This window comes from Massilicoli timonensis (assembly GCF_900199515.1).
GTDB classification, from domain to species: Bacteria; Bacillota_I; Bacilli_A; order Erysipelotrichales; family Erysipelotrichaceae; genus Massilicoli; species Massilicoli timonensis.
The window spans coordinates 1,866,070-1,891,956 of record NZ_LT963434.1 but is presented as its reverse complement, the minus strand read 5'-3'; the positions used below and the strand labels follow the sequence as shown (position 1 = coordinate 1,891,956).

Annotated in this window: 23 protein-coding genes and 1 pseudogene; 9 read left to right on the top strand and 15 right to left on the bottom strand. The window is 43.5% G+C overall.

What is annotated here, in order from left to right; all coding sequences use genetic code 11:
* Positions 1-74: 74 nt before the first annotated feature.
* Both C1712_RS11455 and C1712_RS11450 read right to left on the bottom strand, forming a co-directional pair.
* Positions 75-659 (bottom strand): ANTAR domain-containing response regulator, encoded by a 585-nt coding sequence (locus tag C1712_RS11455; RefSeq protein WP_102269321.1) that lies wholly within the window; start codon positions 657-659, stop codon positions 75-77.
* Positions 660-693: 34 nt separating this feature from the next.
* Positions 694-1,905, bottom strand: coding sequence for a glutamine synthetase family protein (locus C1712_RS11450; protein ID WP_102269319.1), 1,212 nt, complete (start codon positions 1,903-1,905; stop codon positions 694-696).
* A 271-nt stretch (positions 1,906-2,176) separates the two neighbouring features.
* On the opposite strand from C1712_RS11450, the gene C1712_RS12580 reads away from it, so the two are divergent.
* The 5 genes from C1712_RS12580 to C1712_RS11430 all read left to right on the top strand — a co-directional run bounded on the left by C1712_RS12580 (position 2,177) and on the right by C1712_RS11430 (position 7,664).
* The gene (locus tag C1712_RS12580) at positions 2,177-2,350 is read left to right on the top strand and encodes a glutamine synthetase III (RefSeq protein ID WP_146003340.1); all 174 of its coding nucleotides are present in this window, start codon (positions 2,177-2,179) and stop codon (positions 2,348-2,350) included.
* 236 nt (positions 2,351-2,586) lie between these two features.
* A complete protein-coding gene (gene purC, locus C1712_RS11445; RefSeq protein WP_102269317.1) occupies positions 2,587-3,300 on the top strand; it encodes a phosphoribosylaminoimidazolesuccinocarboxamide synthase in 714 nt (237 codons plus the stop codon).
* 14 nt (positions 3,301-3,314) lie between these two features.
* A complete protein-coding gene (locus tag C1712_RS11440) occupies positions 3,315-4,604 on the top strand; it encodes an adenylosuccinate synthase (RefSeq protein ID WP_102269315.1) in 1,290 nt (429 codons plus the stop codon).
* The gene (gene purB, locus C1712_RS11435; protein WP_219718869.1) at positions 4,601-6,022 is read left to right on the top strand and encodes an adenylosuccinate lyase; all 1,422 of its coding nucleotides are present in this window, start codon (positions 4,601-4,603) and stop codon (positions 6,020-6,022) included. Before C1712_RS11440 ends, purB begins: the two co-directional genes overlap by 4 nt.
* A 28-nt stretch (positions 6,023-6,050) precedes the next feature.
* Entirely contained in the window at positions 6,051-7,664 is a 1,614-nt protein-coding gene (locus tag C1712_RS11430) for a CTP synthase (RefSeq protein WP_102269313.1), read from the top strand.
* A gap of 49 nt (positions 7,665-7,713) precedes the next feature.
* Here C1712_RS11430 and C1712_RS11425 read toward each other — a convergent pair whose 3' ends face one another.
* From C1712_RS11425 to C1712_RS11410, 4 genes are all read right to left on the bottom strand, one after another.
* A complete protein-coding gene (locus tag C1712_RS11425; protein WP_102269311.1) occupies positions 7,714-8,319 on the bottom strand; it encodes a KpsF/GutQ family sugar-phosphate isomerase in 606 nt (201 codons plus the stop codon).
* Positions 8,319-9,479 carry a MalY/PatB family protein gene (locus C1712_RS11420; protein ID WP_102269309.1) on the bottom strand — a complete coding sequence of 387 codons (1,161 nt, stop codon included), beginning with the start codon at positions 9,477-9,479 and terminating at the stop codon, positions 8,319-8,321. The genes C1712_RS11425 and C1712_RS11420 overlap by 1 nt, the downstream gene beginning before the upstream one ends.
* On the bottom strand, positions 9,479-11,041 hold the full coding sequence (locus tag C1712_RS11415) for a PTS transporter subunit EIIC (protein WP_102269307.1): 1,563 nt from the start codon (positions 11,039-11,041) through the stop codon (positions 9,479-9,481). The genes C1712_RS11420 and C1712_RS11415 overlap by 1 nt, the downstream gene beginning before the upstream one ends.
* Before the next feature lie 77 nt (positions 11,042-11,118).
* A complete protein-coding gene (locus C1712_RS11410) occupies positions 11,119-11,952 on the bottom strand; it encodes a PRD domain-containing protein (RefSeq protein WP_102269305.1) in 834 nt (277 codons plus the stop codon).
* Between the two features lie 337 nt (positions 11,953-12,289).
* On the opposite strand from C1712_RS11410, the gene C1712_RS11405 reads away from it, so the two are divergent.
* Positions 12,290-12,760 (top strand): PTS sugar transporter subunit IIA, encoded by a 471-nt coding sequence (locus C1712_RS11405; protein ID WP_102269303.1) that lies wholly within the window; start codon positions 12,290-12,292, stop codon positions 12,758-12,760.
* Between the two features lie 43 nt (positions 12,761-12,803).
* On the opposite strand, the gene C1712_RS11400 is transcribed toward C1712_RS11405, so the two are convergent.
* Positions 12,804-14,246: a leucine-rich repeat domain-containing protein gene (locus C1712_RS11400; RefSeq protein ID WP_102269301.1), complete on the bottom strand. Its 1,443-nt coding sequence runs from the start codon at positions 14,244-14,246 to the stop codon at positions 12,804-12,806.
* Between the two features lie 128 nt (positions 14,247-14,374).
* Here C1712_RS11400 and C1712_RS11395 point away from each other — a divergent pair, with 128 nt between their 5' ends.
* Both C1712_RS11395 and C1712_RS11390 read left to right on the top strand, forming a co-directional pair.
* Complete coding sequence (locus C1712_RS11395; protein ID WP_102269299.1) at positions 14,375-15,136, top strand: hypothetical protein; 762 nt, start codon at positions 14,375-14,377, stop codon at positions 15,134-15,136.
* Between the two features lie 74 nt (positions 15,137-15,210).
* Complete coding sequence (locus tag C1712_RS11390) at positions 15,211-15,651, top strand: HD domain-containing protein (protein WP_180963140.1); 441 nt, start codon at positions 15,211-15,213, stop codon at positions 15,649-15,651.
* Position 15,652: 1 nt separating this feature from the next.
* On the opposite strand, the gene C1712_RS11385 is transcribed toward C1712_RS11390, so the two are convergent.
* From C1712_RS11385 to C1712_RS13280, 5 genes and pseudogenes are all read right to left on the bottom strand, one after another.
* Complete coding sequence (locus C1712_RS11385; protein WP_102269296.1) at positions 15,653-16,792, bottom strand: D-alanine--D-alanine ligase; 1,140 nt, start codon at positions 16,790-16,792, stop codon at positions 15,653-15,655.
* A gap of 10 nt (positions 16,793-16,802) precedes the next feature.
* Positions 16,803-18,344, bottom strand: a complete 1,542-nt coding sequence (locus C1712_RS11380; RefSeq protein WP_102269294.1) for a UDP-N-acetylmuramoyl-tripeptide--D-alanyl-D-alanine ligase — start codon at positions 18,342-18,344, stop codon at positions 16,803-16,805.
* A complete protein-coding gene (locus C1712_RS11375) occupies positions 18,341-19,039 on the bottom strand; it encodes an alpha/beta fold hydrolase (protein ID WP_102269292.1) in 699 nt (232 codons plus the stop codon). The genes C1712_RS11380 and C1712_RS11375 overlap by 4 nt, the downstream gene beginning before the upstream one ends.
* A gap of 448 nt (positions 19,040-19,487) precedes the next feature.
* Positions 19,488-19,964, bottom strand: coding sequence for a hypothetical protein (locus tag C1712_RS13285; protein WP_180963201.1), 477 nt, complete (start codon positions 19,962-19,964; stop codon positions 19,488-19,490).
* Positions 19,941-20,460 (bottom strand): annotated as a pseudogene (locus tag C1712_RS13280) (VirB4-like conjugal transfer ATPase, CD1110 family); the annotation flags it as partial. The gene C1712_RS13285 and the pseudogene C1712_RS13280, both read right to left, overlap by 24 nt.
* Positions 20,461-21,117: 657 nt before the next feature.
* Here C1712_RS13280 and C1712_RS11365 point away from each other — a divergent pair.
* The gene (locus C1712_RS11365) at positions 21,118-22,086 is read left to right on the top strand and encodes an ORF6N domain-containing protein (protein ID WP_102269290.1); all 969 of its coding nucleotides are present in this window, start codon (positions 21,118-21,120) and stop codon (positions 22,084-22,086) included.
* A gap of 351 nt (positions 22,087-22,437) precedes the next feature.
* Here C1712_RS11365 and C1712_RS11360 read toward each other — a convergent pair whose 3' ends face one another.
* Genes C1712_RS11360 through C1712_RS11350 form a run of 3 tightly spaced genes read right to left on the bottom strand, consistent with a single transcriptional unit; the run spans position 22,438 to position 25,875 of the window.
* Positions 22,438-23,181 (bottom strand): sugar isomerase domain-containing protein, encoded by a 744-nt coding sequence (locus C1712_RS11360; RefSeq protein ID WP_102269288.1) that lies wholly within the window; start codon positions 23,179-23,181, stop codon positions 22,438-22,440.
* A gap of 8 nt (positions 23,182-23,189) precedes the next feature.
* A complete protein-coding gene (locus tag C1712_RS11355; RefSeq protein ID WP_102269286.1) occupies positions 23,190-23,939 on the bottom strand; it encodes a sugar isomerase domain-containing protein in 750 nt (249 codons plus the stop codon).
* A gap of 13 nt (positions 23,940-23,952) precedes the next feature.
* Complete coding sequence (locus C1712_RS11350; RefSeq protein ID WP_102269284.1) at positions 23,953-25,875, bottom strand: BglG family transcription antiterminator; 1,923 nt, start codon at positions 25,873-25,875, stop codon at positions 23,953-23,955.
* Between the last annotated feature and the right edge of the window lie 12 nt (positions 25,876-25,887).

The window sequence follows — 25,887 nt, the reverse complement described above, 5'->3', positions numbered from 1 at the left end:
TTGATTTTCATAAGTCGATCCTTGTTTTCTGTCATCGTTTTTCCATATGCGTGATGTTACAGGATTTTTTAGCTTTAGGCATATCGTTTGATGATATGCTTGGCAGCCTCTTTTTTAGAAATGCAGTGATCCATTGCTTTTTTCTCAAGATAACGATGCGCTTCAGGCTCTGACATCTGCAATTCCCTGATCAACAGCCACTTGGCACGATTGATCATCCGGATCTCTTCCATCCGTTCTTCAATGGAAGAAGTGTTTTGTTCCAGTCGGCGCAGTTGTTCTCTGGCGCTGGACATCCAGCGAAGCGCCTGATGCAAAGTGGCTCTGCTGGTTGGCTTCGGCAAGGTAAACACCCCATATGCCACAACCTTTTCATGTACTTCATCATGCACATCTGCACCCGCCAACAAAAGCACTACCGTATTTTGACCACGGCAGCAGTCAATCGCAAAATGAACGCCTGTGGCATCTGTCAGCGGCGAGTTGATGATGATAAAATCAAATGTACGCACTGCGAGCAGACGCTTCGCCTGATTCACACCGCCCGCAAAACAAATCGGTTCATATCCAGAAGCAGGGAGCAGCTCCGTCATAACCGTTTGAAAGTGTTTTGATGCGGAAACGACCAGCACACTGTAAACACGTTCTTGTAAAGACATGGCATCGCTCCCTCCTTCCCTGATTTCATGAAAACTATTTCTTGCAGTAAATATCTACGACTGCCTGTGGCACATGTTTTGCGATAAATGTGCTCTGTTTGGCAAGCAAACGCGCCTCTGCCAAAGAATCAGGCAGTTTTTGCAGGTGCGCAAGTAGATCCGCATCTGCCTTAAACAGATTTTGATCGACTGCCTGCGGCATGGTCAATTCCTTTTGGATTCCATATAACCCCGCATAAATGATCAAGGCAAACGCAAGATAAGGATTTGCCATCGGATCAGGAGAGCGCAGCTCAGCACGACGATACTCCCCACGGGCAGCGGGAATGCGGATCAACTGGCTTCGATTCTCACTGGACCAGGAAATATAGCGCGGTGCGCGACTATGGCCAAAGCGCAGATAAGACGCTTCGCTCGGATTGAGAAAAACCGTCATTTCCGCAATTTTATCAAGGATCCCTGCCACTACATGATGCAGATGATCGGCCCCGTCATCACTCTTGATCGACACATTGATATGGAAGCCGTTGCCCGGTTCTTCTTCAAGCGGCTTCGGCGTAAAATCAGCACAGAGACCATTGCGGTAAGCAACCGTTTTCACGATCGTTTGAAAGGTCATGACATTGTCGGCAGCCGTAAGCGGGTCCGAATAGCGAAAATCAATTTCATTTTGTCCCGGACCGCCTTCATGATGAGAGCTTTCCGGTCGGATCCCCATTTGTTCCAATGTCAGGCAGATCTCACGGCGGATATTTTCCCCCTTATCATCCGGTGCAATATCCATATAGCCCGCATGATCATAAGGCTTTTTCGTCGCTTCCCCGTTTTGATCCAGTTCAAAGAGATAAAACTCCTGCTCTGCACCGAAATAGAAAGAAGCCCCAGCCTTTTGTGCATCCCGGATCGCTTTTTTTAACAGATATCGGGTATCGCACTCATAAATTTCACCGGAAGGATAGGTTACCTCACTGAACATCCTGACGACCTTGCCATGCTCCGGACGCCAAGGAAGCGCCATCAGTGTTTGACTATCCGGTTTTAAGAACAGATCGGAGTGCGTTTCATCGCCATAACCCTGCACCGAGGACGCATCAAAAGCGATGCCATCCGCAAAAGCACGATCCAATTCCGTCGGCATGATCGAAATATTTTTTTGTCTGCCAAATACATCACAGAAAGCGAGCCGGATAAATTTTACATCATCTTCACTGATGTACTGTTTTACTTCTTCCTCTGCATATTTCATAAAACTACCTCTTTCCTTGATCAAGTGTATATATCTGTTTTTATGATGATCTTGTTTTTTACTTCAACTGCTTAAAATTATAACATATCTATCTTCTTTTTTTCTATGCTCCGATCAAAAAGAACGGTTATCAAACAGGAAAGCCTGCTGAAACGCATTGACAAGCAAACATTCCTATGATAGTATTTCTTCGTTAAAGGCAAAGGCGTCTTTAAGTGGTTTTCATACCCTTAAAGACGCCTTTTTCTATTTGATCGAAGGAGGATAAGGAATGAGCCGCGCAACAGCGATTTTCGGCAGTAACGTTTTCGATGACAGAGTGATGGAGGCTGTGCTTCCCACTGACAGCTATCATGCGCTAAGAAAGGCGATGAAAAAGCGGGCAGTGGAAGCATACAACAAAGAGATGCCCAGACCATCGCTTACAAGCAAGTCAATCATCTGAAATGCCCTGCTCATCAAACTTGCAGATGTCATTGTGCGTATCGCCGCTTTGACAGAAGATCTGCTTGAAAAAGCAGCGGCTGCTTATGATAGCTTGTGCGATCAGATGGGAAAACTACGTATGGTCACTGATGAAGCCGAATGTGTTAGCGCAAAACAGTATTAGCTGTTTCCAACCTATGCTGATCGGCTATTAGGCATTTGTCTAATTGATAAAAAAGAAAGAGGTAGATCGATATGAAAAAACAAAAACTGCTGTATGAAGGAAAAGCGAAAAAAGTATATGAAACCGATGATCCCGCTTTTCTCATCGTTTCCTACAAAGATGATGCAACTGCACAAAACGGGCACAAAAGAGGAACGATCGAAGGAAAAGGCATCATCAATAACAAAATGAGCAATCTGTTCATGCAGGAACTGGAAAAAGCCGGCATACCGACTCATTTTGTAAAAGAATTAAACGAGCGGGAAACGCTGGTAAAAAAAGTAAGCATCTTCCCGCTGGAAGTCATTGTCCGTAATCTTTCCGCGGGATCGTTTGCGAAGCGATACGGCATCGCTGAAGGCATCCCCTTTCCTGCCGCAACCATTGAGTTTTCCTATAAAAACGACGCGCTGGAAGATCCGCTGTTAAATACGTATCATGCGGTAGCATTAGGCCTTTGCGAGCAGGAAGAAATCGAAACGATCAAGCGATATGGCTTTATGATCAATGAAGAGCTGAAGCGATTTTGGGATGAACGCGGCATTACCTTAGTGGATTTTAAGATTGAGTTTGGAAAAGATACAGCCGGCAGGATCCTTCTCGCCGATGAAATCAGTCCGGACACTTGTCGGCTCTGGGATCAAAAAACCGGGAAAAAACTTGACAAAGACCGCTTTCGCTATGATTTAGGCGGCGTTGAAGAAGCATATGGCGAAGTGATGAAACGCGCTTGCGGCCAAGTTTGATAAAGGAGGACATTATGGCAAACTGTGTAGTTGTAGGTATTAACTGGGGAGATGAGGGAAAGGGACGAATGGTCGATCTTCTGACTGCGCATTATGATGTCGTGGTGCGCTATCAGGGCGGCGGCAATGCCGGACATACCATCATCAATGATAAAGGCAAATTTGCCCTGCATCTTCTTCCCTCAGGCATTTTCAGAGAAGGAGTCGTCAATGTGCTCGGCAACGGCGTCGCGCTTGACCCGGAAAGCCTTTGGAAGGAAATCGTACAGGTAAGTGAAAAGGGCGTAGCCATCACTGCGGATAACTTGAAGATCAGTGAACGCGCTTCTTTACTGCTGCCATGGCATAGAGAGATGGACGCACTTGAGGAAATGCGCCTTGCGGATAAAAAATACGGTTCTACCAAACAGGGGATCGCCCCGTTTTATTCGGACAAATATCAGAAAAAGACCGTTTTGGCAGGAGAATTGTTTTACCCGGAAGCATTAAAGGAACAGTTACTGGATCTTATGGAATGGAAAAACCTCACATTGACAAAGGTCTACGGGGCCAAGCCTTATACCGAAGCCATGCTGGATGAATGGCTGCACACTTACTGCGAACAGATCAAGCCGTTTATCTGCGATACCGGCGCCTATTTGAAGAAAGCAGAAGAAGCGGGAAAACAGATCTTGTTTGAAGCCCAGCTCGGCTCGCTTCGTGATCTGGATTTCGGTATTTATCCCTATACCACTTCTTCTAATACCATCGCGGCTTATGCGCCGATCGGATGCGGCTATCCCGGCATAAAAATAGAAAAGGTGCTGGGCATTGTCAAAGCGTATTCCACTTGTGTCGGTGAGGGACCTTTTGTCAGTGAACTGTTCGGCGAAGCGGCTAAGCAGCTGCGGGAAGCCGGAGGAGAATATGGGGCAAAGACCGGCAGAGCGCGCAGGGTCGGCGCACTGGATCTGGTTGCCACTGCATATGGCATTGCCATACAGGACGCAACCGAAATTGTCATTACCAAGCTGGATGTACTGAGCACGATGGAAAAGATCCCGGTCTGTATCGCCTATGAGATCGATGGGAAAACAGTTACGCGCTTTCCTTTCCCCGCCGCCCTTGCTAAAGCAGCGCCGATCATTCGCTATTTTGACGGCTGGATGTGTGATATCTCAGCGATTCGCAAATGGAAAGATCTGCCCGAAGCCGCTAAAGTCTATCTGCGCTTTATAGAAGACACGATTGCCTGTCCGATCCGCTATATTTCAGTAGGTGCGGAAAGAGAAAGCATCATCATCAAAAACAAGGAGGAAGAATGAAAATGAAACAACAATATGAATCTCCATTATCAAACAGATACGCCTCTCCCTATATGCTCGCCTTGTTCTCAGCGGATAACCGCTATCAGACTTGGCGCAGGCTGTGGGTATCTTTAGCAAAAGCCCAGTCCCGATTGGGACTGCCGATCAGCGAAGCACAAGTCGCGGCACTGGAAGCACATATTTGCGACATTGATTATGAATGTGTCAAACAAAGAGAAAAAGAGGTTCGTCATGATGTCATGGCACATGTATACGCTTATGGAAAAGCAGCGCCATCGGCTGCCGGAATCATCCATTTAGGCGCTACCAGCTGTTATGTAACGGACAATGCCGACCTCATTATTTATCGAGACGCCTTACGCTATTTACGAAAAGAATTATTAAAGGTAGTCGCAAATCTCGCTGATTTCGCACAAACCTACAAAGCACTGCCTACCTTAGGCTATACCCACTATCAGCCGGCACAGCTGGTAACCGTCGGCAAACGGGCTGCCCTTTGGTTGCAGGATCTGATGAGCGATTTAGAGGAGATTGATTTTGTACTCGCCCATATGCGTTTTTTAGGATGCCGCGGCACGACCGGAACCGAAGCCAGCTTTGTGGAGCTGTTTGACGGCGATCATGACAAAATCGATGAAATGAATCGTTTGATCGCTCATGATTTTGACTTTGATCAATGTTATCCGATCTGCTCACAAACTTATCCGCGCAAATTAGACAGCAGGATCTTAAACTGCCTTTCCGTAATCGCCCAAAGCTGCTACAAAATGGCAAACGATATTCGTCTGCTCCAGCATGACAGACAAGTGGAAGAGCCTTTTGAAAAAAATCAGATCGGTTCTTCCGCCATGGCTTATAAACGTAATCCCATGCGGACAGAACGTATCTGTTCTTTGGCGAGATATCTCATCTTTGACAGCGGCAATGCGGCCATTACCGCCTCTACCCAGTGGCTGGAAAGGACTCTTGATGATTCCGCTAACCGCCGCATCTCCATGCCGGAAGGATTCCTTTGTGCCGATGCGATCCTGCGCTTAGCACAAAATGTGACAAGCCGGCTTCATGTAAATGAAAAAATCATTGCCAAAACAGTACAGGAATACCTGCCGTTTATCGCAACGGAAAACTTAATGATGGAAGCAGTCAAGCGCGGCGGCGATCGCCAACAGATCCATGAGATCATCCGCACCTGCTCTATGAGAGCGGTGGAAGAGATGCGAAACGGCGGGACTTGCGATCTGCTGCACTTTTTGAGCGCAGAACCGCAATTTGGACTCAGTGAGGCGGAAATGAAAGAACTTTTGAAGCCGGAACGATATATCGGCAGATGTGTGGAACAGGTAGATCATTATCTTGCACAAATCAAACCGTACATTTGCGATATTGACAGAACATCCGCAGAAATAACACTGTGATCATACATAAAAGAGCGAGGAATCGATTATGACAAAATATATCTTTGTAACCGGCGGCGTCGTATCAGGACTTGGCAAAGGCATTACCGCCGCATCACTTGGCAGGCTGTTAAAGGCACGCGGCTTAAAGGTCGCGGCACAAAAGCTGGATCCTTACATCAACGTCGATCCGGGAACGATGAGCCCTTATCAGCACGGTGAGGTTTATGTAACCGAAGACGGCGCTGAAACCGATCTTGACCTTGGACATTACGAGCGTTTTATTGACGAGGACCTAAACCGCTTTTCTAATCTTACTACGGGAAAAGTGTACTGGAATGTATTGAACAAAGAAAGACGCGGTGAATATTTAGGCTCTACCGTGCAGGTCATTCCCCATATCACCGATGAAATCAAAGCATTTGTGTATCGGGTAGGAAAACAAAGTGATGCAGATGTCGTCATTACCGAGATCGGCGGCACCATCGGCGATATTGAATCACAGCCGTTCTTAGAAGCGGTCCGTCAGATCTCATTGGAAGTAGGAAAAGAAAACAGTCTGTTCATTCATGTTACCTTAGTGCCTTTTTTAAGCGGCTCAAACGAGCACAAATCAAAACCGACCCAGCATTCGGTAAAAGAACTGCGCGGCATGGGCATCGATCCCGATATGATCGTACTTCGCTGCAATCGACCGCTGGAACAGTCCATCTTCAATAAAATATCGCTGTTCTGCAATGTCAAAACTGACTGTGTCATTGAAAACATGACGCTCCCCATTCTTTATGAAGCGCCGCTGATGTTGGAAAGATCACACTTTTCAGATGTTGTCTGCCGGGAATTAGGCATCAAAGCCGCACCGCCTGATCTAAGCGATTGGACCGGTATGGTCGAACGCATCAAGGCACGCAAAAACAGTGTAGAGATCGGGCTGGTTGGGAAATATACTGAACTGCATGATGCTTATTTATCGGTAGCCGAAGCGCTGCGTCATGCGGGCTATCATCATAACACGCACATCCACATTCACTGGATCGATTCTGAACAAATTACAGCAGAAACCGCAGATGCCGAGTTATCCGCATTAGATGGCATCATCGTACCCGGAGGCTTTGGCGAAAGAGGCATCGAAGGCATGATCCTTGCGGCCAATTATGCCCGTAAGCATGCGCTTCCTTATTTCGGTATTTGTTTGGGCATGCAGATCGCAGTCATCGAATATGCGCGAAATGTGTTAGGCATTGCCGATGCGAACTCCGGTGAATTTAACGAAGCCTGTGCGAATAAAGTGATCGACTTTATGCCGGGACAAAGCGATACGGTCGATAAAGGCGGAACCTTGCGCCTGGGCGCTTATCCTTGTCTGGTAAAGGCAGACACCGTCTTGAAGAAATGCTATGGCGAGGAGCTGATCAGTGAAAGACATCGCCACCGCTATGAATTCAATAACGCCTATCGCAGTCAGTTTGAAGCAGCGGGACTCACTTTATCCGGTACATCGCCTGATGGAAGACTGGTCGAAACGATCGAATTATCCGATCGCGATTTCTATGTCGGAGTACAATATCACCCTGAATTCAAAAGCCGCCCCAATAAACCGCACCCTCTTTTCAAAGGCTTTATCGGCGCTGCTTTGAAACAGGCATCTAAACAAGAATCCTGATCTTTGGCATTTCAGGCACAGCCGTTTTCTAAAAATAAGCACTGTATGATCAATTCACACAGTGCTTATTTTGTTCCTGTTTTAATTGTTTCCCCAAACTTCCACCCGGATGATATCGGAAGAAATCTTGTTTTTGAAACTGTTTTGCAGAAGACAAAGCGCATGCGAGCGCATCACCAAGCACCAGCATCATCGTGGTAGACGATGTCGGTGCCAGATTCCATTCATCCGCTTCTGTCGGCTTTGGATAGTGAATGTGATAGTCACATGCCTGAGCCAGTGCAGAATCCCGGTTTCCGGTAAATGATGCGCAAACGATATGTCGTGCTGTCAATGGTTCAAGATTCTGCAATACTTCTGTTGTTGTACCACTGTTTGACATCAGTATCACAAAGTCATCTTCATCGATCATCCCCAGATCACCATGCACGGCTTCTGCCGCATGCACGAAAATGCTTCGTATGCCTAAGCTGGAAAAAGTCGCAGCCAGTTTTTTCCCGATATGACCGGATTTCCCGATCCCCATAAATACGACTTTTCCCTTGGTTTCGACAATCGCCGCACAAACTTGTTCCAATTCTTCCATACAGCACTGTTCCAAAAGCCGCAGTGCCTGTATCTCCCGTTCAATCGTTTGCAGTATGATCTCTTTCATTATTTCACCAATTTGTCATATGCAATTTGCATACGTTTTAATCCTTCCTCTATTTTTCTTCTTGGACACCCTACATTGAGCCGCAGACGATGCACAGCCCCATATACCTGTCCTGACATCACCGCAACTTTTCCTTCTTGTACCAGCGCTTCCTGTAACCGTTCATCACTCACACCTAAACGATCGGTATGGATCCATGCAAAATAGCAGCCCATCGGCAAAGTCATCGTCAATAAGGGCATATGCTTTTTCAAATAAGCATCTACATAGCGAAGATTTTCCAACAAATAGCCGTTCAGTTCCTCTACCCAATCATCACATTGATAAGCCGCAACCGTTGCGATCACGCCTAAGATAGCCGGTGAGTTCACAAATTCTGTATAACGCGTCATCGTTTCAAATCGTTTCCACAGCCGCTGATCGGGAATCAGAATATAAGAACCGCCCAGCGAAGGAATATTAAAGGTCTTAGAAGGTGATGAACAAATGACACAAGGTACTTTACAAGGCAGTGACAGGATCGGCGTCAGTTTGTTCCCATATGTGATATCCATATGAATATCATCGGAAATGATGGCGACATCATAGCGTTCACAAAGCGTGATGATCTTCTTCAGCTCCGCTTCGCTGAATACTTTGCCGATTGGATTATGTGGATTACAAAGCAAGAGGATCTTTGCCTGTTTCAGACATTCCTCCAATTTTTCAAAATCGATCTCATAGTCCATTTGATCCTGCTGAAACGCACATGCAATCAAGGTTCGCTCATTATGCTCGATCACATGATAGAAAGCATCATATGCAGGTGTAAAGATTACAACGCCTTCTCCTTTTGCGGATAAAAAGCAGATCATCTTGGCAACCGCATACATTACGCTGGGACTGTAACAGATCCACTCTGGATCGATTTCACAGTCAAAGCGACGTTTATACCAACCGCAAATTGCCTGTAAATAGTCATCGTTTTTCCATCTGCTATAACCATAGATCGGATGTGCGATCCGTTTGTGCAGCGCTTCCTGCACTTCATCGGGACAGGCAAGATCCATATCGGAAATGGTGAAGGGCAATAGTCCATCCACATGAAAACGATCTTTTACATAATCCCATTGCGTACAATAAGTTTGCCTTCTATCGATCCATTCATCAAAACGGCTCATCATGACAGCTCCATTGCTTTATTGATCTGTTTGCGCAGCGCATATACCTGCGTACCGACAATTACCTGAATGGCATGTTCATCTAAATGCACAACCGCGATACCACCGGCATTTTTGATCTCCTCTTCATTGATCAGCGAAACATCCTTTAATTCCAAGCGCAGTCTGGTTACGCAGTTATCAATGGCAATGATATTTTCTTTTCCGCCAAGCGCCTTTAACATTGCGATCCCCTTATAAGCAGAAAGCTGCTCAAATTCACTCGCTTCACTTTCATCCAGTTCCAGCTCTTCTTCACGTCCCGGTGTCTTGATGTCAAAACGTATGATCGCCCATTTGAAGATAAAATAATACAGCACAAAGTAACCTGCCGCAAATGCGACCGCAATCGGCCATCCGGTGCGCGTGCCACGCAATACCCCGAAAGTAACGAACTGGATCAAATCACCGGTATAACCCATCAGCACGCCCAAATATGGCAGCACCATATTCGCCAAACCGTTTAGGATCGTATGTACGACAAATAAAGGCGGGAAGGCAAATAAGAACAAAAACTCGATCGGTTCGGAAATGCCTCCAACCACTACGGTCAATGCGCCGGTGATCAACATGCCTTTGATTTTTTTCTTATTCTGCGGTTTTGCGCAGTGATACATCGCCAAAGCAGCGCCGCATAATCCATACTGGATCATCAGTTTCCCCTGCTCCATCTTACCTGCAAGATCAAGTGGGATATCCATGTTATTGGCAACATAAGCCAAGAACATATTTACTGTTCCCATATACTCCTGTCCGTTGATGATCGCGGTACCGCCGATCGGAGTAAAACGGAAAGTGCTTGTCACAAGGTGATTGAGACCAAACGGAATGGTAACACGCTCTGCCACCGCATAAGAGAAATAGCCGATCGGCCCTGAAGTCGTGATCCATTCTCCCAACATCTTAAAGAACGCATAGAACGGCTGCCAAAACAGCGGTACGACGACCAGACCGAATACGCCCATGATAAACAACATTGCGATCGGCGCCAGTCTTGGTCCACTGTAAAATCCTAATGCTTCCGGAATTTTTAAGGTCGCCAGTTTCCGATACAGCGCATAAGCCATCAAACCGGCTACGATCCCGCCCAGCACACTTGTGTTATACGTTTGGATCCCTAAGATCATCGTTTGCCCGGCCTCGCTCATTTGATCTGCGGCCGCTAATTGATCCGTAGCGCTCAAATAAAAGTTAGTACCGATATGCATCGCCATAAAACTGACAAGCCCGGTAAAAGCCCCAAATTCTTTTTCTTCCTTTAACAGTCCTAACGGGATCGCCATTGCAAACAATGCCCCTAAGTTATTGAAAGCAAATAACCCCAATTGCACCATGAATTGAAAAAACAGATTTACATACGTATTCCCTAAAAACGGAATCGCTTCGATCATGCTCTCATTGGTAAATGCGGAACCGATTCCCAAAAGCATACCGCAGATACTGAGCAGTGCAATCGGGAACATAAATGTTTTCCCTAGCATTTGAAAAAACTGCCAAGTATTGCCTTTTTTCTTTTTTGCCATAAGTTTTCTCCTTTTCTAAAAAAAGACTATGCCCATGTATTACCATGAGAATAGTCTTGCCTTTTCAGTCACAATTACTATTTTTTGATTCTGACAATATGAATCATGATGTAAAATAATTCCTGTTTGTCTAGACAATAATCATAATTACGTTTCACAAATGCTTCGATGCGTTCCAGACAAACAGATAAATTAGGATTCATTCCCAGCATCATCTCATACATCTGGGGATTGTCCTCCATTTTCAGCTCTTCTTTCTTTTTAGAAAAGATACGCTGTCCTAAATACTTTAAGTGCGTCATCAAACGACTGTAGTCTAAATTATCTTCATGCACATCCAGTTTCATCGTTTTTTCAATCAGATCGATGATCTGTTTACTGAAATTCATGATATCCGTCGCAGTTTTCCCACCATCAGCACTTTTGGCATTGATGATGTGCATGGCAATAAATCCAGCTTCATCATAGGGCAAAGAAACACCGGTACGCAAAGCGATGTACTTTAACGCCCATACCCCGATCTGATATTCCTTATGGTAAAGCGTACGGATCTCCGATAAAAGTAAATTCGGTACTTGGATATGATCTTTTTGACGCTGTAAAGCAAAAGCAATGTGATCTGTAAGCATCAATACCATTTGCGAACTCAGACCTCCCTTAAACTCTTTCCAAGCCCTTTTGAAGATAATTTCTGATATTTCAAAATACTCGACCGGCACTTTTTCCAGCATCTGGTAAAATCGTCCTTTTTGCGAATCTTCGATCAAATAGCGCTTTTCTACCTTGCGTTCGTCCAGTTCATCACCGATCTTTTTTTGAAATCCGATACCCGGACCGGTTACGATCATTTCGACTTTATCTTTGGAGAGGGTGGCCACCGTATTGTTATTAAAAACTTTTTCAATTTTCATACATGCTCTCCTTTCTGATAAAAAAAGACCATCGCTGTTATAATAACAGTTATATGGTCTTGCCTTTTCAGTAACAATCCTGTATCTGCTTTCATTATAGAATATTTTACTCTTTTGTCAATAGTCAATTATCGAAAAAACGCGGTGATTTTTGGAAAGGCAAATCTGAACAAACCAACATCAAAAAAAGGAAATGAAGAGATGCAAATATTGATAACTTCATATTGACAAATCAGACAGAACTCATTATCATGTATATAACAATCAGGCATGTTACTGTTGAATCAGGCATGAGTTCATCGAGTGGACTTATGCCTTTTTATTTGGAGGGATAACGATGTTTCATTTATTTAAGAAAGAAAGTATTTGTGTACAGGCGCCTATAAGCGGAACTGTCATTGCATTGGAGCAGGTAAACGATCCGACATTCGCACAAAAGCTGATGGGTGATGGTTTGGCGATCAAGCCGTCTAATAACACCGTCTGTGCGCCGATCGAGGGCGAATTGATCTTAGTAGCAGATACCTTGCATGCTTTCGGTATTCGTGCCAAAGACGGCACCGAGCTGCTTGTTCACATCGGTATTGATACGGTCATGTTAAAGGGAAGCGGATTCCAACAACTGCATCAGCAAGGAGAAACGATCAAAGCACAGGAACCGATCATCACTTTTTCTGAAACCTACTTGCATCAAAAAGATCTTGATCTGACGACCATTGTAATTGCGACCAATGCCGGCAGTAAGTCTTTAGGTAATATGCGGGAAGGTGCGATCCACACAGGCGATCTTCTGTTTTCGCTAAAATAATTCTATTTTCCGTCAAAAAAGCGCACATTTTTGTGCGTCTTTTTTATACCGAAAACTTATCGTAATATTCCAGATCCTCCAACATAGATACATCGTCGATCGGGTTATCGTCTAATCGCAGCTCATATAAATTCTTCAGATCGATCAGCGGCGATACGTCGATGATATAGTTGGCTTTTAAGGTCAAAGAAGTCAATTCTTTCATATTGCGCAGCGGCTCCAAATCAATGATACCGTTGTGATCCAAACGCAGCCGTTTTACATGCGGCAGCTTTGCCATCGGCATCAGATCGCCTACGATATTGTTATAGAAATCAATTTCCACCAGCTTGGTTAACTGCGATACCGCATGAATATCTTTAATGGCGTTATGCGCAAACAAGATCTTACGCAGTTCGACCAATTCTTTGATGCAGTCAATATTGCGTATGCGGTTATTCGATACATTTAAGATCTCCAGCTCTTTGAAATTCTTGACGACCGTAATATCGCTGATCTGATTGTTAAACACATTCAGTTCCTTCATTTTGGTGCAGTGATGTAAAAAGTCGATGTTTTTCAGCTGGCAGCCTCTGGCGATAAAGCTTTTCAGATGCTCATGCTTAGAGAGGCTCTTTTCATGAATGATGCGGTTATTCGAGACATCCAGATATTCAAGATCTTTCATATTCTTTAACAGCGTCAGATCACTGAAACGGGTCTGGCAAAGCGAAAGGTGCGTCAAGCCGTCCAGCTGCGTTAAAAAAGCAAAATCAGCCGGCTCATTATAAGAAATATCCAAATGCTTTAATTCTTTCATCTTCTCTAACAGCGTATAATCTTTCAGATATTTGTTATTAGACAAATTCAGTTTGCGCAAATGCTTCATATTCATGAGCGGAGATAAATCATGAAATAAATTAGTAGAGAGATCCAGTACCTGCAACCGGTCTAAATAATAAAGATCGCTGATCTCATAAAGCCACATACTGGAAAGATCCAGCTCCTCTAAATTCGGTAAAGTAGATAAAGAAGTGAGCTTGAGCGTATTGCAGATCACACCCAAATGAAGCACCCGCAGCTTTTTCATCCCCTCGATCGCATTGATGGAATCTACCTTTGTTCGATGCAGATTCAATTCCTCTAAGTTATCCAAACGAGCAATACCGGACAAATCCAACAAATACAGATTATTGCGGGACAGGTCTAATCTTTTCAGATTGTAAAGTCCGTTCAGCGCCCAGACATCACGAATCTGATTTTTGGAAACATTTAAGATTTCAAGCTGCTTTAACTGTTCCAGCGGCTTCAGTGAAACGATCGCATTGCCGGTCAGATTCAGCTCCCGTAAATTGACGCAGGCCTCTAAGCCGTCTAACTCCGCAATATCATATTTTCCGGCATTCAGTTTGGTAATGGAAGCCAGTTCTTCTTCAGTCGGTTCATGATCCTCTTGGGCGTGCAGCTGCCGCAGGATCGCTTTTTTTAATCCTAGATCTTTTATCATGGTCATCCCTCCGCTTCTGTCTTTATTATACTATCATCTGCCTTTTTTTTCTCATTAAATTTCATTTATTGAAATATAGGACACGACTATCTATAATAGAAGTAGGATCATCAAAGGAGGATAGGATGATGAAAAAGTTTTGGATTATTTTCTGTGCTGTATTTCTGCTGTTTGGCTGTACTTCCAAAGCGCCTAAAAAAAGCGATGCGCAGGGAAGTGATCTTTTAGAGGAAGCAATGCAGGAGGAGGCAAAAGAACCGGAAGATGTCATTTATGATGCCTGGCAAAAAACAAGAACGGTGAAGAGCTATGACGTCTCCTATTCTTGGGAAGCTACGCCTGCCAATGAATTTTACAAATACTCTAAGACCACTTTTGAGGGAACGGTAAGCGACGCTGAAAACGGTGTTCTGGAAGGCTACTACTATAATGAAATGCTGGTAAATGACAATGTCGATCCTTCCACAAAAAGAGGCGATCTGATCACGGAAGGACCAATCACCCAAAAGGCCGGAGAAAATGCGATCTTGCCGGCGGAATATAACGGCGGATATGAGTATTCACCGGGAAACATGAACATTTTTTTGAATACCCCTTATCTTTTTTGGGGAATGTCTGAGCAGGGAGAAGGTTTATTAGAATATTCGCTTCAGGAAGAGGAAAGCGAAAACGGTACGCGTTATATCATTCATGCGGTAGAGAATAAAAAATATGATGACGGAAAACCGGAATTCCAACAAACGACCGACTGCATCTATGAAGTGAATAAAGAAGGCTATCTTGTTTTTTATAAACAAACAAGCGTATCACCTTTTTTCACATTAGATAATCAGCTTACCGATAGAAATCGTACGATCGTGAAACAATGCACCTTCTCTAATCTGAAATAAGCACACGCATCAAGAATTGCGAAATGAGGGGAGAAAATGCTGCGATAAGAATGAACAAGACAGGAGGGATGCGCATGGATCGCTTAGAAACAGTCAGAGCATTCGTTTTTCAGGCATATGCGTCTATTCAGGATGATGCTTTGCGTCATTTGGCAATCGCTCATGCCGCTGAATGTGCTGCGATTGCGGCGCTGCTTGCCGATCGTTATGGTGAAAATGAGGAACTTGCTTATATTTGCGGACTTTGTCATGATTATTATCGCTTCGCCTATAACGGCGTAAAAGAGCATGCGCAAAAAGGAGCACTGCTCATCCGTAAAAAATTAGCAGAGAGCGGCCATTTCAAAGAATCAGAAATAACGATGATCGAAACAGGCATTCGCCATCACAGTGAGAAAACAAAACGGCACGATCGCTTTTCACAGATCATCAAATGTGCCGATGCCCTTTCACAAAGCATGCAGGAAGGCAATACCGAAAATCTGACAAAACTGATCGCATTTTATCTGCCTTAACCTATTTTTTCACACCGCCGTGATTTCCCGCTAAGATATTGGTGTCATAAGTGGTGATCATGGCGTCTTTTCGTCTGGTGCGGCGAATTGCGATCTGGATCAGGCGCATGATGAGGTGACGAAACGGCACCTTGCTTTCTTCCCAGAGATAATAAGCGAGCGAACCGGGAATCGTATTGACTTCATTGATATATAACTGCTTGCCGTCATATAGAAAATCAATGCGGCATACACCGCTTAAACGCAGTGCAACAAAAGCGTTTTTTGCCATGGCTTCCATCTGCTCGCGCAATGCATCCGTCAGTTCCGCGGGAACGATGCGGTTTAATCCCGCCATGCCTTTGCTTTTAGAGCCTTTCTCATATTTATCATGGTAACTGAGAATTTCATCATTTTTCATCACTTCTTCGACAACGGAGGCTTCCTGTTTTTCCTCATCGCCTAAGATCGAAATATTGTATTCTCTGACTTGTTTCAAATATGGTTCTACGACCACATGGGTATCATACTGAAAGGCTTTTTGCAAGGATTGACAGGCTTCTTCATAAGAAGATGCTACCTGAATGCCGATGGAACTGCCCAGCTTTGCCGGTTTGATGATGCACGGATAGCTGATTGCATCAAAACAGCTCTGCCACTGCTTGGCATCTTGAAAAACGGTGATGCCGCGCCATTTCAAAACGGCAATGCCGTTCGCCTCCAAGATCTGTTTCATCAGCCACTTGTCCTGACCGATTGCGGCTGCGGCGGTTTCACTGCCGGCAAAGGGAACGCCGTACATGGAAAGCAAGCCCTGCAAGCAGCCATCCTCGCCCATATTGCCATGTATGACCGGCAATACGACATCAATGTTGATATACTCTTTTAACAATCCTTTTTTCTTGCGGACGATCATCAGCTCCTGACGCTGCCTGATCAACTGTACCGGCTTCATCTTAGCGCATAATTGTTTTAGATCCTTGTAATTATCTAAATCAAATAACGCATCATCGCAATACCAGTCAAGCTGTTTGGATATATAGATGGGGATCGGCTTATAGGGGCCGCTTTCCATCGTGTGCAGTACCTGCATCGCCGATAAAATGCTGATTTCATGTTCGACGCTGGGGCCGCCGAAAATAATTCCTACTTGTAAAGTCATGTCATTCCTCCTATCGATTGAATACTTGCGGAAGATCGTTTTCAATCAAAACGATATCTCCGCTTTTTACTAGTCTGCGCAAAATCGTAAAAGCCATTTCACGATCTGTGGCAATATGGATCGCCTCTTTGGCAAAACATGCTTCCAGCAAGCCGTCGTAAATTGCCTGTATCTGATGTCTGCCCACTAATATTACTATGGATGCACATTGTGCGATCTGCTTGCCGAAGGTGCGGTGCGCCTCTTTCTGATAATCACCCAGATCAACGAATCCCGGCGTCATGACGATCTTTCTGCCTTTCATTTGGGATAACACTTCTAAGGCATAAGCAGCCGAAGCCGGATTGGAATTATAGGCATTATCGATCACATAATAATCGCGCTGACATAAAAGCTGCATACGGTGTGCGACATCGGGAATCTGTGCGACCCGCTTTCTAATGATATCCCAACTGATGCCCAACGTACGTGCACAGGCAATCGCCGCTAAGATATTCAAAACATGCTGCTTCCCTAACAGATGGGTGTGCAGGGGAATGCTTTGCCCTTCATAAAGCAGTAAAAAGGAAGTACCGTAGTGATTGACCTTGACATGCACCGCCCGTAAATCAACATCTGCACTGTCGATCCCATAGCGAATGATCCGGCAATGATTTTGTATGGCATAGCTGCGAATATAAGGATTGTCCATATTGATGATCGCGGTGCCATTGGCAGGCAATGCTTCTACCAGCTGCATCTTTTCCCGCAAAATATGTTCCATTGACCCAAACGTCTGCAGGTGCTGCGGAGCAATGCCGGTAATGATGGCGATAGAAGGTTTTATGAGTGCTGCCAAACGGGTGATCTCTTTCACATGATCTGCTCCCATTTCCGCTAAAAATACCTCATGACGCGGCTTCAAATGTTCGCGGATCGTTCTTGTAAGCCCCATTTCATTGTTGAAAGAGGCCGGTGAAGCACAGGTGTTGAACTCTAAACGTATCAGGTGCAGCAGGATCTGCTTTGTCGAGGTTTTCCCATAGCTGCCGGTAATGCCTACTTTTTTAAGGGTGCGAAGAGAACGCAGCTTTTGTTTTGCCATGTGCACATAACAGCGCTTGATCAAATATTCGATCGGTGTCAGCAAAAGCGCTACAGCAAAAAAGAGTATCCAGCACCACAATGGGAAAAAAAGGGCATACAGCCACATTGCCGCAAAATGATAAGAGCAGCCCCAAGCGCTCACCACAATCAGCAAAAAGCAAACAGACAGCAGTCGTTTCATGCGCGCAGTAATGGCCGGCCGATCATCTTCAAGACGTCGCCATAACAGCACCGCCAGTCCCTCTATGCACAAACCGATCACCAGAATGTTTTTTTGTCGGAACAGAAAAAATACGGTCCATAGAAACAGATGTGCCAAGAGATACTTGTGAAAGAGAAAAGAATGTTCTTTCAGCCAATAGAGCAGCCGCCTTTTCTGATAACGGCACTGCTGAAACACAAAAGCGGCCTTTTGAATGATTTTGACAGCGAAAAGCACGGCAGCGGCGACCCATAAACAGCTCATAAAAAACCTCCCTCTAAATACGCATCGATCACTCTCAAAAACCTCGGCATTTGATGATAGTAGGCAAAGTGATCATCATGGTGAAAAACCACCAGCGTCGCATGCGGCATCTGTTTTTCCATCATCTTCCCCATCCAAAGCGGCGTCTGTTCATCTTGTTCGCCCCATACCAGCAAGGTCGGCGTTTTGATCTTAAAAAGATCGGGTGTAATCGTTTCATTGACGACTTTCACCATGATCTTTCGCATCATGCCCTGTGCCTGCCGATAATCTTCACTTCCGCTTTTAGAAATGGGCAAGTGCAGTTTTTTTCGTACTTTATAGAACGCGACCTTTCCATAGTAACGCAGTGTTCTTCGCTTGCGAATGCCGGCGGCACCGGTCAAGATCATACAGGCGGTTGGATAATGCAAGGCATATTGAAAGGCGATCCTGGCACCGAAAGAATGCGCTATTAAAATCGGTTCCTGCAACTGATTGGCTTCGGCAAATTCATGCAGCCATGCGGCATATTCTAAACTGCCCCACACCGAAGCCGGCGCATCACTGCCGAAAAAACCGGGCAGATCGAGGTTGAGCACCCGATACCGCTTAGCAAGGTGATCTTGGATCGGCCGCATCATTTCCATATTTTGTCCCCAGCCATGCAATAAGATCACCGCACGCCCGTTTCCCTTGATCTCATACCGTATCATGCTTCGCCCCTTTCAACCTACTATATGTAAAAAAAGTGTTTTTCATGCTTGCCTGATAAAGTCTTCTAGATACAACTTTGAAATACTCTGTTTTTGATCCAATACAGAAAAATGATACCTCCTAAGCGGTAGGTCGGAGGTTCAAATCCTCTTAGCGACGCCAAAAACTCCGCCGAAAACTTTGATTTGCGCGAGGCACGAGCCAAGCGGAAATGCTTGCATTTCCTTTGGCGACGCCCGCGTCAGTGAGAAACTTGTTTCTCACGTTCAAGGTTTTCGGCGTTTTCTATTTTCCGAGAAAAATCGAACGCATAGCAATGTGCAATTAGCAAGAGCCAATTCTGCTAATCAGTCAAAGCCAGAAAACAATCGGACTTCACCTCCTGATTTTAGTCATAAGAAAAGCGCCGCTGATTTAGCAACGCCTTGCCTTACAAGTGTCATTAAGTTATTTTCTCGGAGTTTTTCCAGTTAAATGAATGATAGGGTAATTGATATTGACTTTTTTGCTTTTGTATAAATCTTTTCTCATACTTTTCAGTAAATCAGTCAATAGTTCGTCATGTTTCTCTGACACAAAATTGTTTGAATTTGAGGGTTTTATATAATCATGGAAAATCATCAATCTTGCAACTACATCAGCACTACCTACCAATAATAATTGATTTTGTGCGTCTGCTAACTGATCGCGTGCCTTATCAGAATTATCAGAGATAACTATATTACTTACTGCCTCTATATAGTTTAAGTAATGCTTTTCTTTAAGGCGATTTTCATCTGCCGAAATTTGTTGTTTCTTTGCAAAATAGTAAGTAAAGGCTGCGGATACTGCTGCTACAATGATACCTATTACAGGAATGAGAAGATCAATCCAATTTTCAACTGTCATTCCATCACCTCCAATATTTTTCGGTTTGGTCGTCATAACGCGGTACAGCTCCGTATCCTGCGAGAAGCTGTCCACAAATGACAGTATCAATTTTCTATAGAAGATCAGCTCCTCACCGGTTCCTGAATGGGTCACATAGGAAAGTTACTGCGGGGAGATAGCAAATTTCCTTGAAAGGATTTCCCTGCCGCAGGCTATCTGGTTGAGCATATACACGAAGTCAGAGTTTTCAAAGATGTTCTCCACCTCACGGGAAGAAGGCAGGTCCTTAACGTTCTGACTGATACCTGCCGGGATACCGCCCCATTTTCTAAATCGTTTCCAAATATACACGGAATAAGCGGCAGTCTGTTCTTCTTTCAGGAGCAGATGGAACTCGTCACAGTAGAACCAGCTATTTGCGTGCAGCTCACGGTTTTCGTCACCCTGCCTCAGACCTGGTTCTGGATAGTTAGCATACGAGTTTTTTTAGCTACTTGCTAAGTTCCTTGATATCGAGACATACAAGACAGTCCTGAATCTCCACGTTGGTGTTCTCACGCTTCGCGGGGAAACTTTTACCGCTGCCTGGGGTTCACAGAATAAGACTGTTTGGATTTTTAAGTTGTTTGCAATTCGCTATAATCATGTTGCCGGATAAGGCATTGAGCCCATAGTACAGGGTCCCGCCGCCATGGAAAATTCCTAAGAGGTGAACCGTACAACCATTAGAAAAGAAGGATATAAAAGAAAGATATTCCCGAAAAGGAACTATTGTTCCAATTGGATATCAGCCTTTTATGAGATGCTCTAAGCAACATGAATTTATGTTATTACCAAGAAATGCTGTTAAAGCTATTCGATAATCCAGAGATGGCGGCGTTGTCAAAATCATTGACAAAGAATTTATAACCGAGAGGGGCAGTTAAAAAAGATTGTCCTTTTTCTTTGTAGATTTATGTGGTAAAAAATCTGCCGCATGATATAATGAATTTGTCGATAAAGAGCGTTTGAGGTCACGGGCTGTTACCTTAAAATGAAGATACATAAAATTTGAAATGCTATTCTGGCATAGTAAGACAAACTTAAACTTTCAGATTGACATTTAAAATCACGAGCTTAGAACTTGAAGTCGCAAATTGTGACTTCAAGTTCTACCTAGTTTTGATATACCAATTCGGCACCTCAAAACGATAAAGGAGAGATAGGCATGGTAAAAGCAGAAGAAACAGCTTTGGTAGAGCGGAATATTGATTCATCCGTATCGAATGTAGAAATGACGGGATATGATATTAAGAGCATGATTTATGTTGTCCGCAATCAGCAGGTTATGATAGATAATGACTTGGCAATGTTGTATCAAGTGGAAACCAGAACATTAAATCAGGCAGTGAAAAGAAATATAACAAGATTTCCAGAGAGATTTCGTTTCCAGCTAACAAAGGATGAATACAAAAACTTGAAATCACAAATTGTGATGTCAGGTTCAGATGAAGAAAGCAACGGATATGGTGGAAGAAGAACATTACCATTTGCTTTTACAGAACAAGGAATAGCTATGCTATCGTCCGTTTTGAGAAGTGAAGTCGCTGTTCAGACAAGCATCCGCATTATGGATACTTTTGTAGAAATGCGGCGTTTTATTGCCAACAATGCCTTACTCTTCGAGCGTATCAGTAATGTGGAGCTGAAGCAGTTAGAATACCAGAAGCAGACGGATGAAAAGCTGGAGCAGATATTTGAGTACATATCCGAGCATGAAGAAGCCAGTCAAAAGGTATTCTTTGACGGTCAGATTTATGATGCGTTCAGCCTGATTGTCAGCCTGATACAAAAGGCGGAAAAGGAAATTATGCTGATAGACGGATATGTGGATGTGGGAACATTGAATTTGCTATCAAAGAAGAATGAGAATGTGTCTGTGACAATCTACACACAGAAACGGACAAGGCTCACGAAAACGGATGCGGAGAATTTTAATGCACAGTATCCGACCTTAGAAGTGAAATATACGAAGGTATTCCATGACCGTTTCTTAATTCTTGACCGAGAAACAGCCTACCATGTGGGAGCTTCCTTGAAGGACGCAGGTAAAAAATGTTTTGGCATTAACCTCATTCAAGATGCGGGGATTATCAAAGATATATTGCAGAGGTTGGAACTGGAAACAGAAGAATGATGTTTGAGGTTGCAAATTGCGACCTTAAAAAAATATTGTAACTCTGTAACCGCTATGTTAAAATAGTAGCAAGTTAAACGATATGGACTGCGATAAAACAAGCGGTCATATGAAGTTATTGAGAGGTAAGAATTTGACACTGTAGCATTTCCCTAATTACAGGCGGCTTGCTAATTTCCTGCAAAACACAGGCAATAAAACCACCTAAAATTAGCAAGGATACGGAGGCACGAGATAACTCCGTAATCAGTGAAAAGCCAGTAAATACATGGATTAGATAACATTATAAGGGAGCTGCGTGACCGCACTGGTCGCCACTCCTAAGAAGTATCACTTGCTTATCTTACTGGTTTATTTCATATAAAAGATGCGTTCACGATAATCAGTTATCAGTTTTTCATTAAATGCATCACCACCATCTACATTGGCAGAATGAAAGATCGGTGGTTCTACTCCCATCTCTAATAATCGTTCAACGATCATTATCAGTAAACAATTCACGATTGCCGCTCCTATAATCGTTGAAGTAGGAGCGATTTTTTGCTTCATTCCTGCTAATTGCATACAAGAATCTTCCAGTTCTCCGCAATTATCGATCACGATATCCGCAATTTCAAATAAATTCATACCACATACATGACGGCTAGTTACTTGCTTTGAATAGTCAAGACTGGTAATGGCAATGGTAGTGATTCCCATCTTTTTTGCTTCCAGCGCCATATCAATAGCAATAGTATTTCGTCCGGATACCGAGTGCAGGAGCAACACATCGCCTTTATGGATACCGCTGTTTTGCAAAGCGATGCATCCATATCCTTCTAGACGCTCCATTTGCGAAGTTTTGGTAATCGGCCGCACATCCAGCATGACCTCTTTAGGGAAGATCGGGTTCACCACAGCCAAACCACCAGTACGATAAAACATCTCCTGAGCCAAAATACCAGCATGAGAGGCACCGAATACAAAAATACTATGTCCTTCTTTGATAGCATCTGCCATCTGCGCTGCACCTTTTTGCATTACCCCCATCTGCTCTTTTTCCAAGCGTTTCAGCAGTTCTTTGATATGTCCTAAATATTGATTGCTATAATCCATAAGCACTCCTATAAATTGCGAATACGATAAAAATATTTATCCACCAGCTTTTCATTATGATCTGCACATGCTTCCTTCATGAAAGCCATATGTCCGTTATAATAAACATCCGGTTTTATGCCCTCTTCTACCAATAATTCCACCATCTCTACTAAAATGGCATTTTGTAAAAATACATTTGGAATTGTGCTGGTCGATCCCACTTTCATATCAAATCCATCAATTTCCACAGCCGCATCACCAATAAGCGAACGATTATCCAATACGACATCTGCCACATCTTTCAATTTTACATTGTCTTTGTGCTTCGTATGCAAATAATCACTATAAGCACATGCGGTAATGGCAATGACTGGTATTCCCTTTTCTTTTGCCCGCAATGCCGCGTCTACCGGAGCGATGTTATTGCCAGAATTAGAAATGATGATCATGCAGTCATTTGGGGTAATTCGATGATAATCTACAAGCAGCTTGCCGATTCCATAGGTATTCTCGATATGATAGCTTTTGGTAATTTCAAAACTCCCGGTCGCACTTTGCTCTAACAGCGCACAGTAGTTCGCTGGGGTTGCGGCACGCCAAAATGCATCATCGCAAACCAAATGCGAATGACCTGTACCGAACCCATAAATAATACCACCCTTCTTCGTTGTATCCGCCAATATGCGAGCAGCTTTCATAATTGCTTCTTCTTGTGTTTCTAATACATCTTCCACTACTGCCTGCATCGTTTGAAAATAGTTTTGCCAAGCTTTCATCTTTCTTCCTCCTTTATGTTTTACTGTTGTCTAAATTTTCAATCAGGACTTCATAACTCTGATTTTTCGCATAATAGTTGATTCTTGTCTTTTGATCTGCCCAATTCGAGATCAGATGATACATATGATGAACAATTTCTTTGTCCGTTTCCGCATTCATATTCATAAAAAACAGATAGCGTACATGATGCTTTTCCCATAGCATAGGATTCTTCAAACTGATAAAGGCTATAAGCGGTCGTTTGGCATCGTAGCGAGAATGCAGGCACACAATATCATTTCCCACTTCATTTCCTAAGCGATAAATTCCTTTTATCAGTTGCTTTGCCTGCTCTTCACTGCCAATCGTTTCCAGCATTTCCTTTAACGTCATAAATACATCCTGCTTCGTTTTGCAGGCGACACTTTCACGGTACAAACATTCCGGCAAATATTCCCGTATAGAATTATTGATGTCGTATTCACTTTTTAACAAGGACAATATTTCATGATAATAATATTCTACCTTTCCCTGTATAAATACCACTGGAGCACTTACACAGGTCATGATCGGAATGGTCGTAATGATAATATCATTGTGCTGAAAAGAAAATGTTTCTAACTCAAAGACATCACATGTAATGATCTCATCAATCAAGCCTTTGAAGTTTTCGTTTAGGGTGTTTAAGGTCATGATCATTTCCGGCCTGCCATAGCCGCTTACCAGTATCAGCCGTTTTTTGATCCGGCTTTGGTAACGATTCCATGCTAGATTAAAATAAAGCACAAGATAACCAAATTCATTATGATCAATTTCAATCTGTAAAGTTTGTTCAATCACATCAACTGCTTCTAATGTTAATTCTACCGCAAAAGGATAACGCCGATTGTTTTCTAAAAGCAGCGGATTGCGCAGAGTCAACTGCAAACGGATGCGCTCTGCCATCGAAGGGATATGAAGTTTTAAGAATTCATAGATTTCCGTATCTTTTTTCAAATGCAAATGAAAGCGTTGCTCTAATCGTGCAAATACTTTTTCCAGCAGGCTGTCCATATGAGATAGATCACCTTTGCGAATATCCTCACTTCCCATGACCGTTTTCGATAAAATGTGCATTGTCAGGTAAATCGTTTCCTGTTCAGGAAGATAAATGCTCAACTGTTCCTCCAGCATCTTTTTTAATGCAACTGCCGCCTCATATGCTTTCAGTGATTTCATTTCCTTGATGATTTCTTGATCAAAAGATACATATTGATAAAACTTGCTTCGGCGCAGAGCAATTACGATATGAATCACCATATTTTGAATAGATACATCAGAAAAGTGGATATTATGCTGATTCAAAACATGCAACAACGCTTCCCGGATATAGCGAATCTCATTTTGATTGTATTCACTGGAAAACATGATATTGTTTTGAACAAAAAAGTCTTTCATCGCATCTTGAAAAAAGAAATCATTGATGCAGAGCCGTTTCTGGATCTCACTGCCTTCCACAATAATGCCGTTATTTGATTGTACAATTGTTAAGTGATAGTTTTGTAAAAGTCTCTTTACTTCTCTGATATCTAAAGAAACGGTATTGCGACTGACATATAATTCATCAGCAAGATCATCCAATTTGATTGGATAATCAAGTGAAAGCAGTTTTTTAATGATATAGATTGAACGTTCTTTTTGCGTATGAGGAAAATGCTTTGATGTCTGATTAGCGATTCGGTTATTGATTGGTAAAAAAGCTTCTTCTGCTATAATATAAAGACGATATCCAACACCGCGTTTAATTTCTAATACGGCTCCATATCCCTCTAGCTCTTTTTTTAGTCCTTTCATTGTGCTTTTGATCGTTCTAACACTGATATTCAGGGCATCTGCCAGTTGTTTGCTCGTCACATAGTTATCTGCTTCTTTTAGTATGCGAATAATTTCTTTTAAGCGTTCATTCAGCAAGATCATAAACTACCTCCG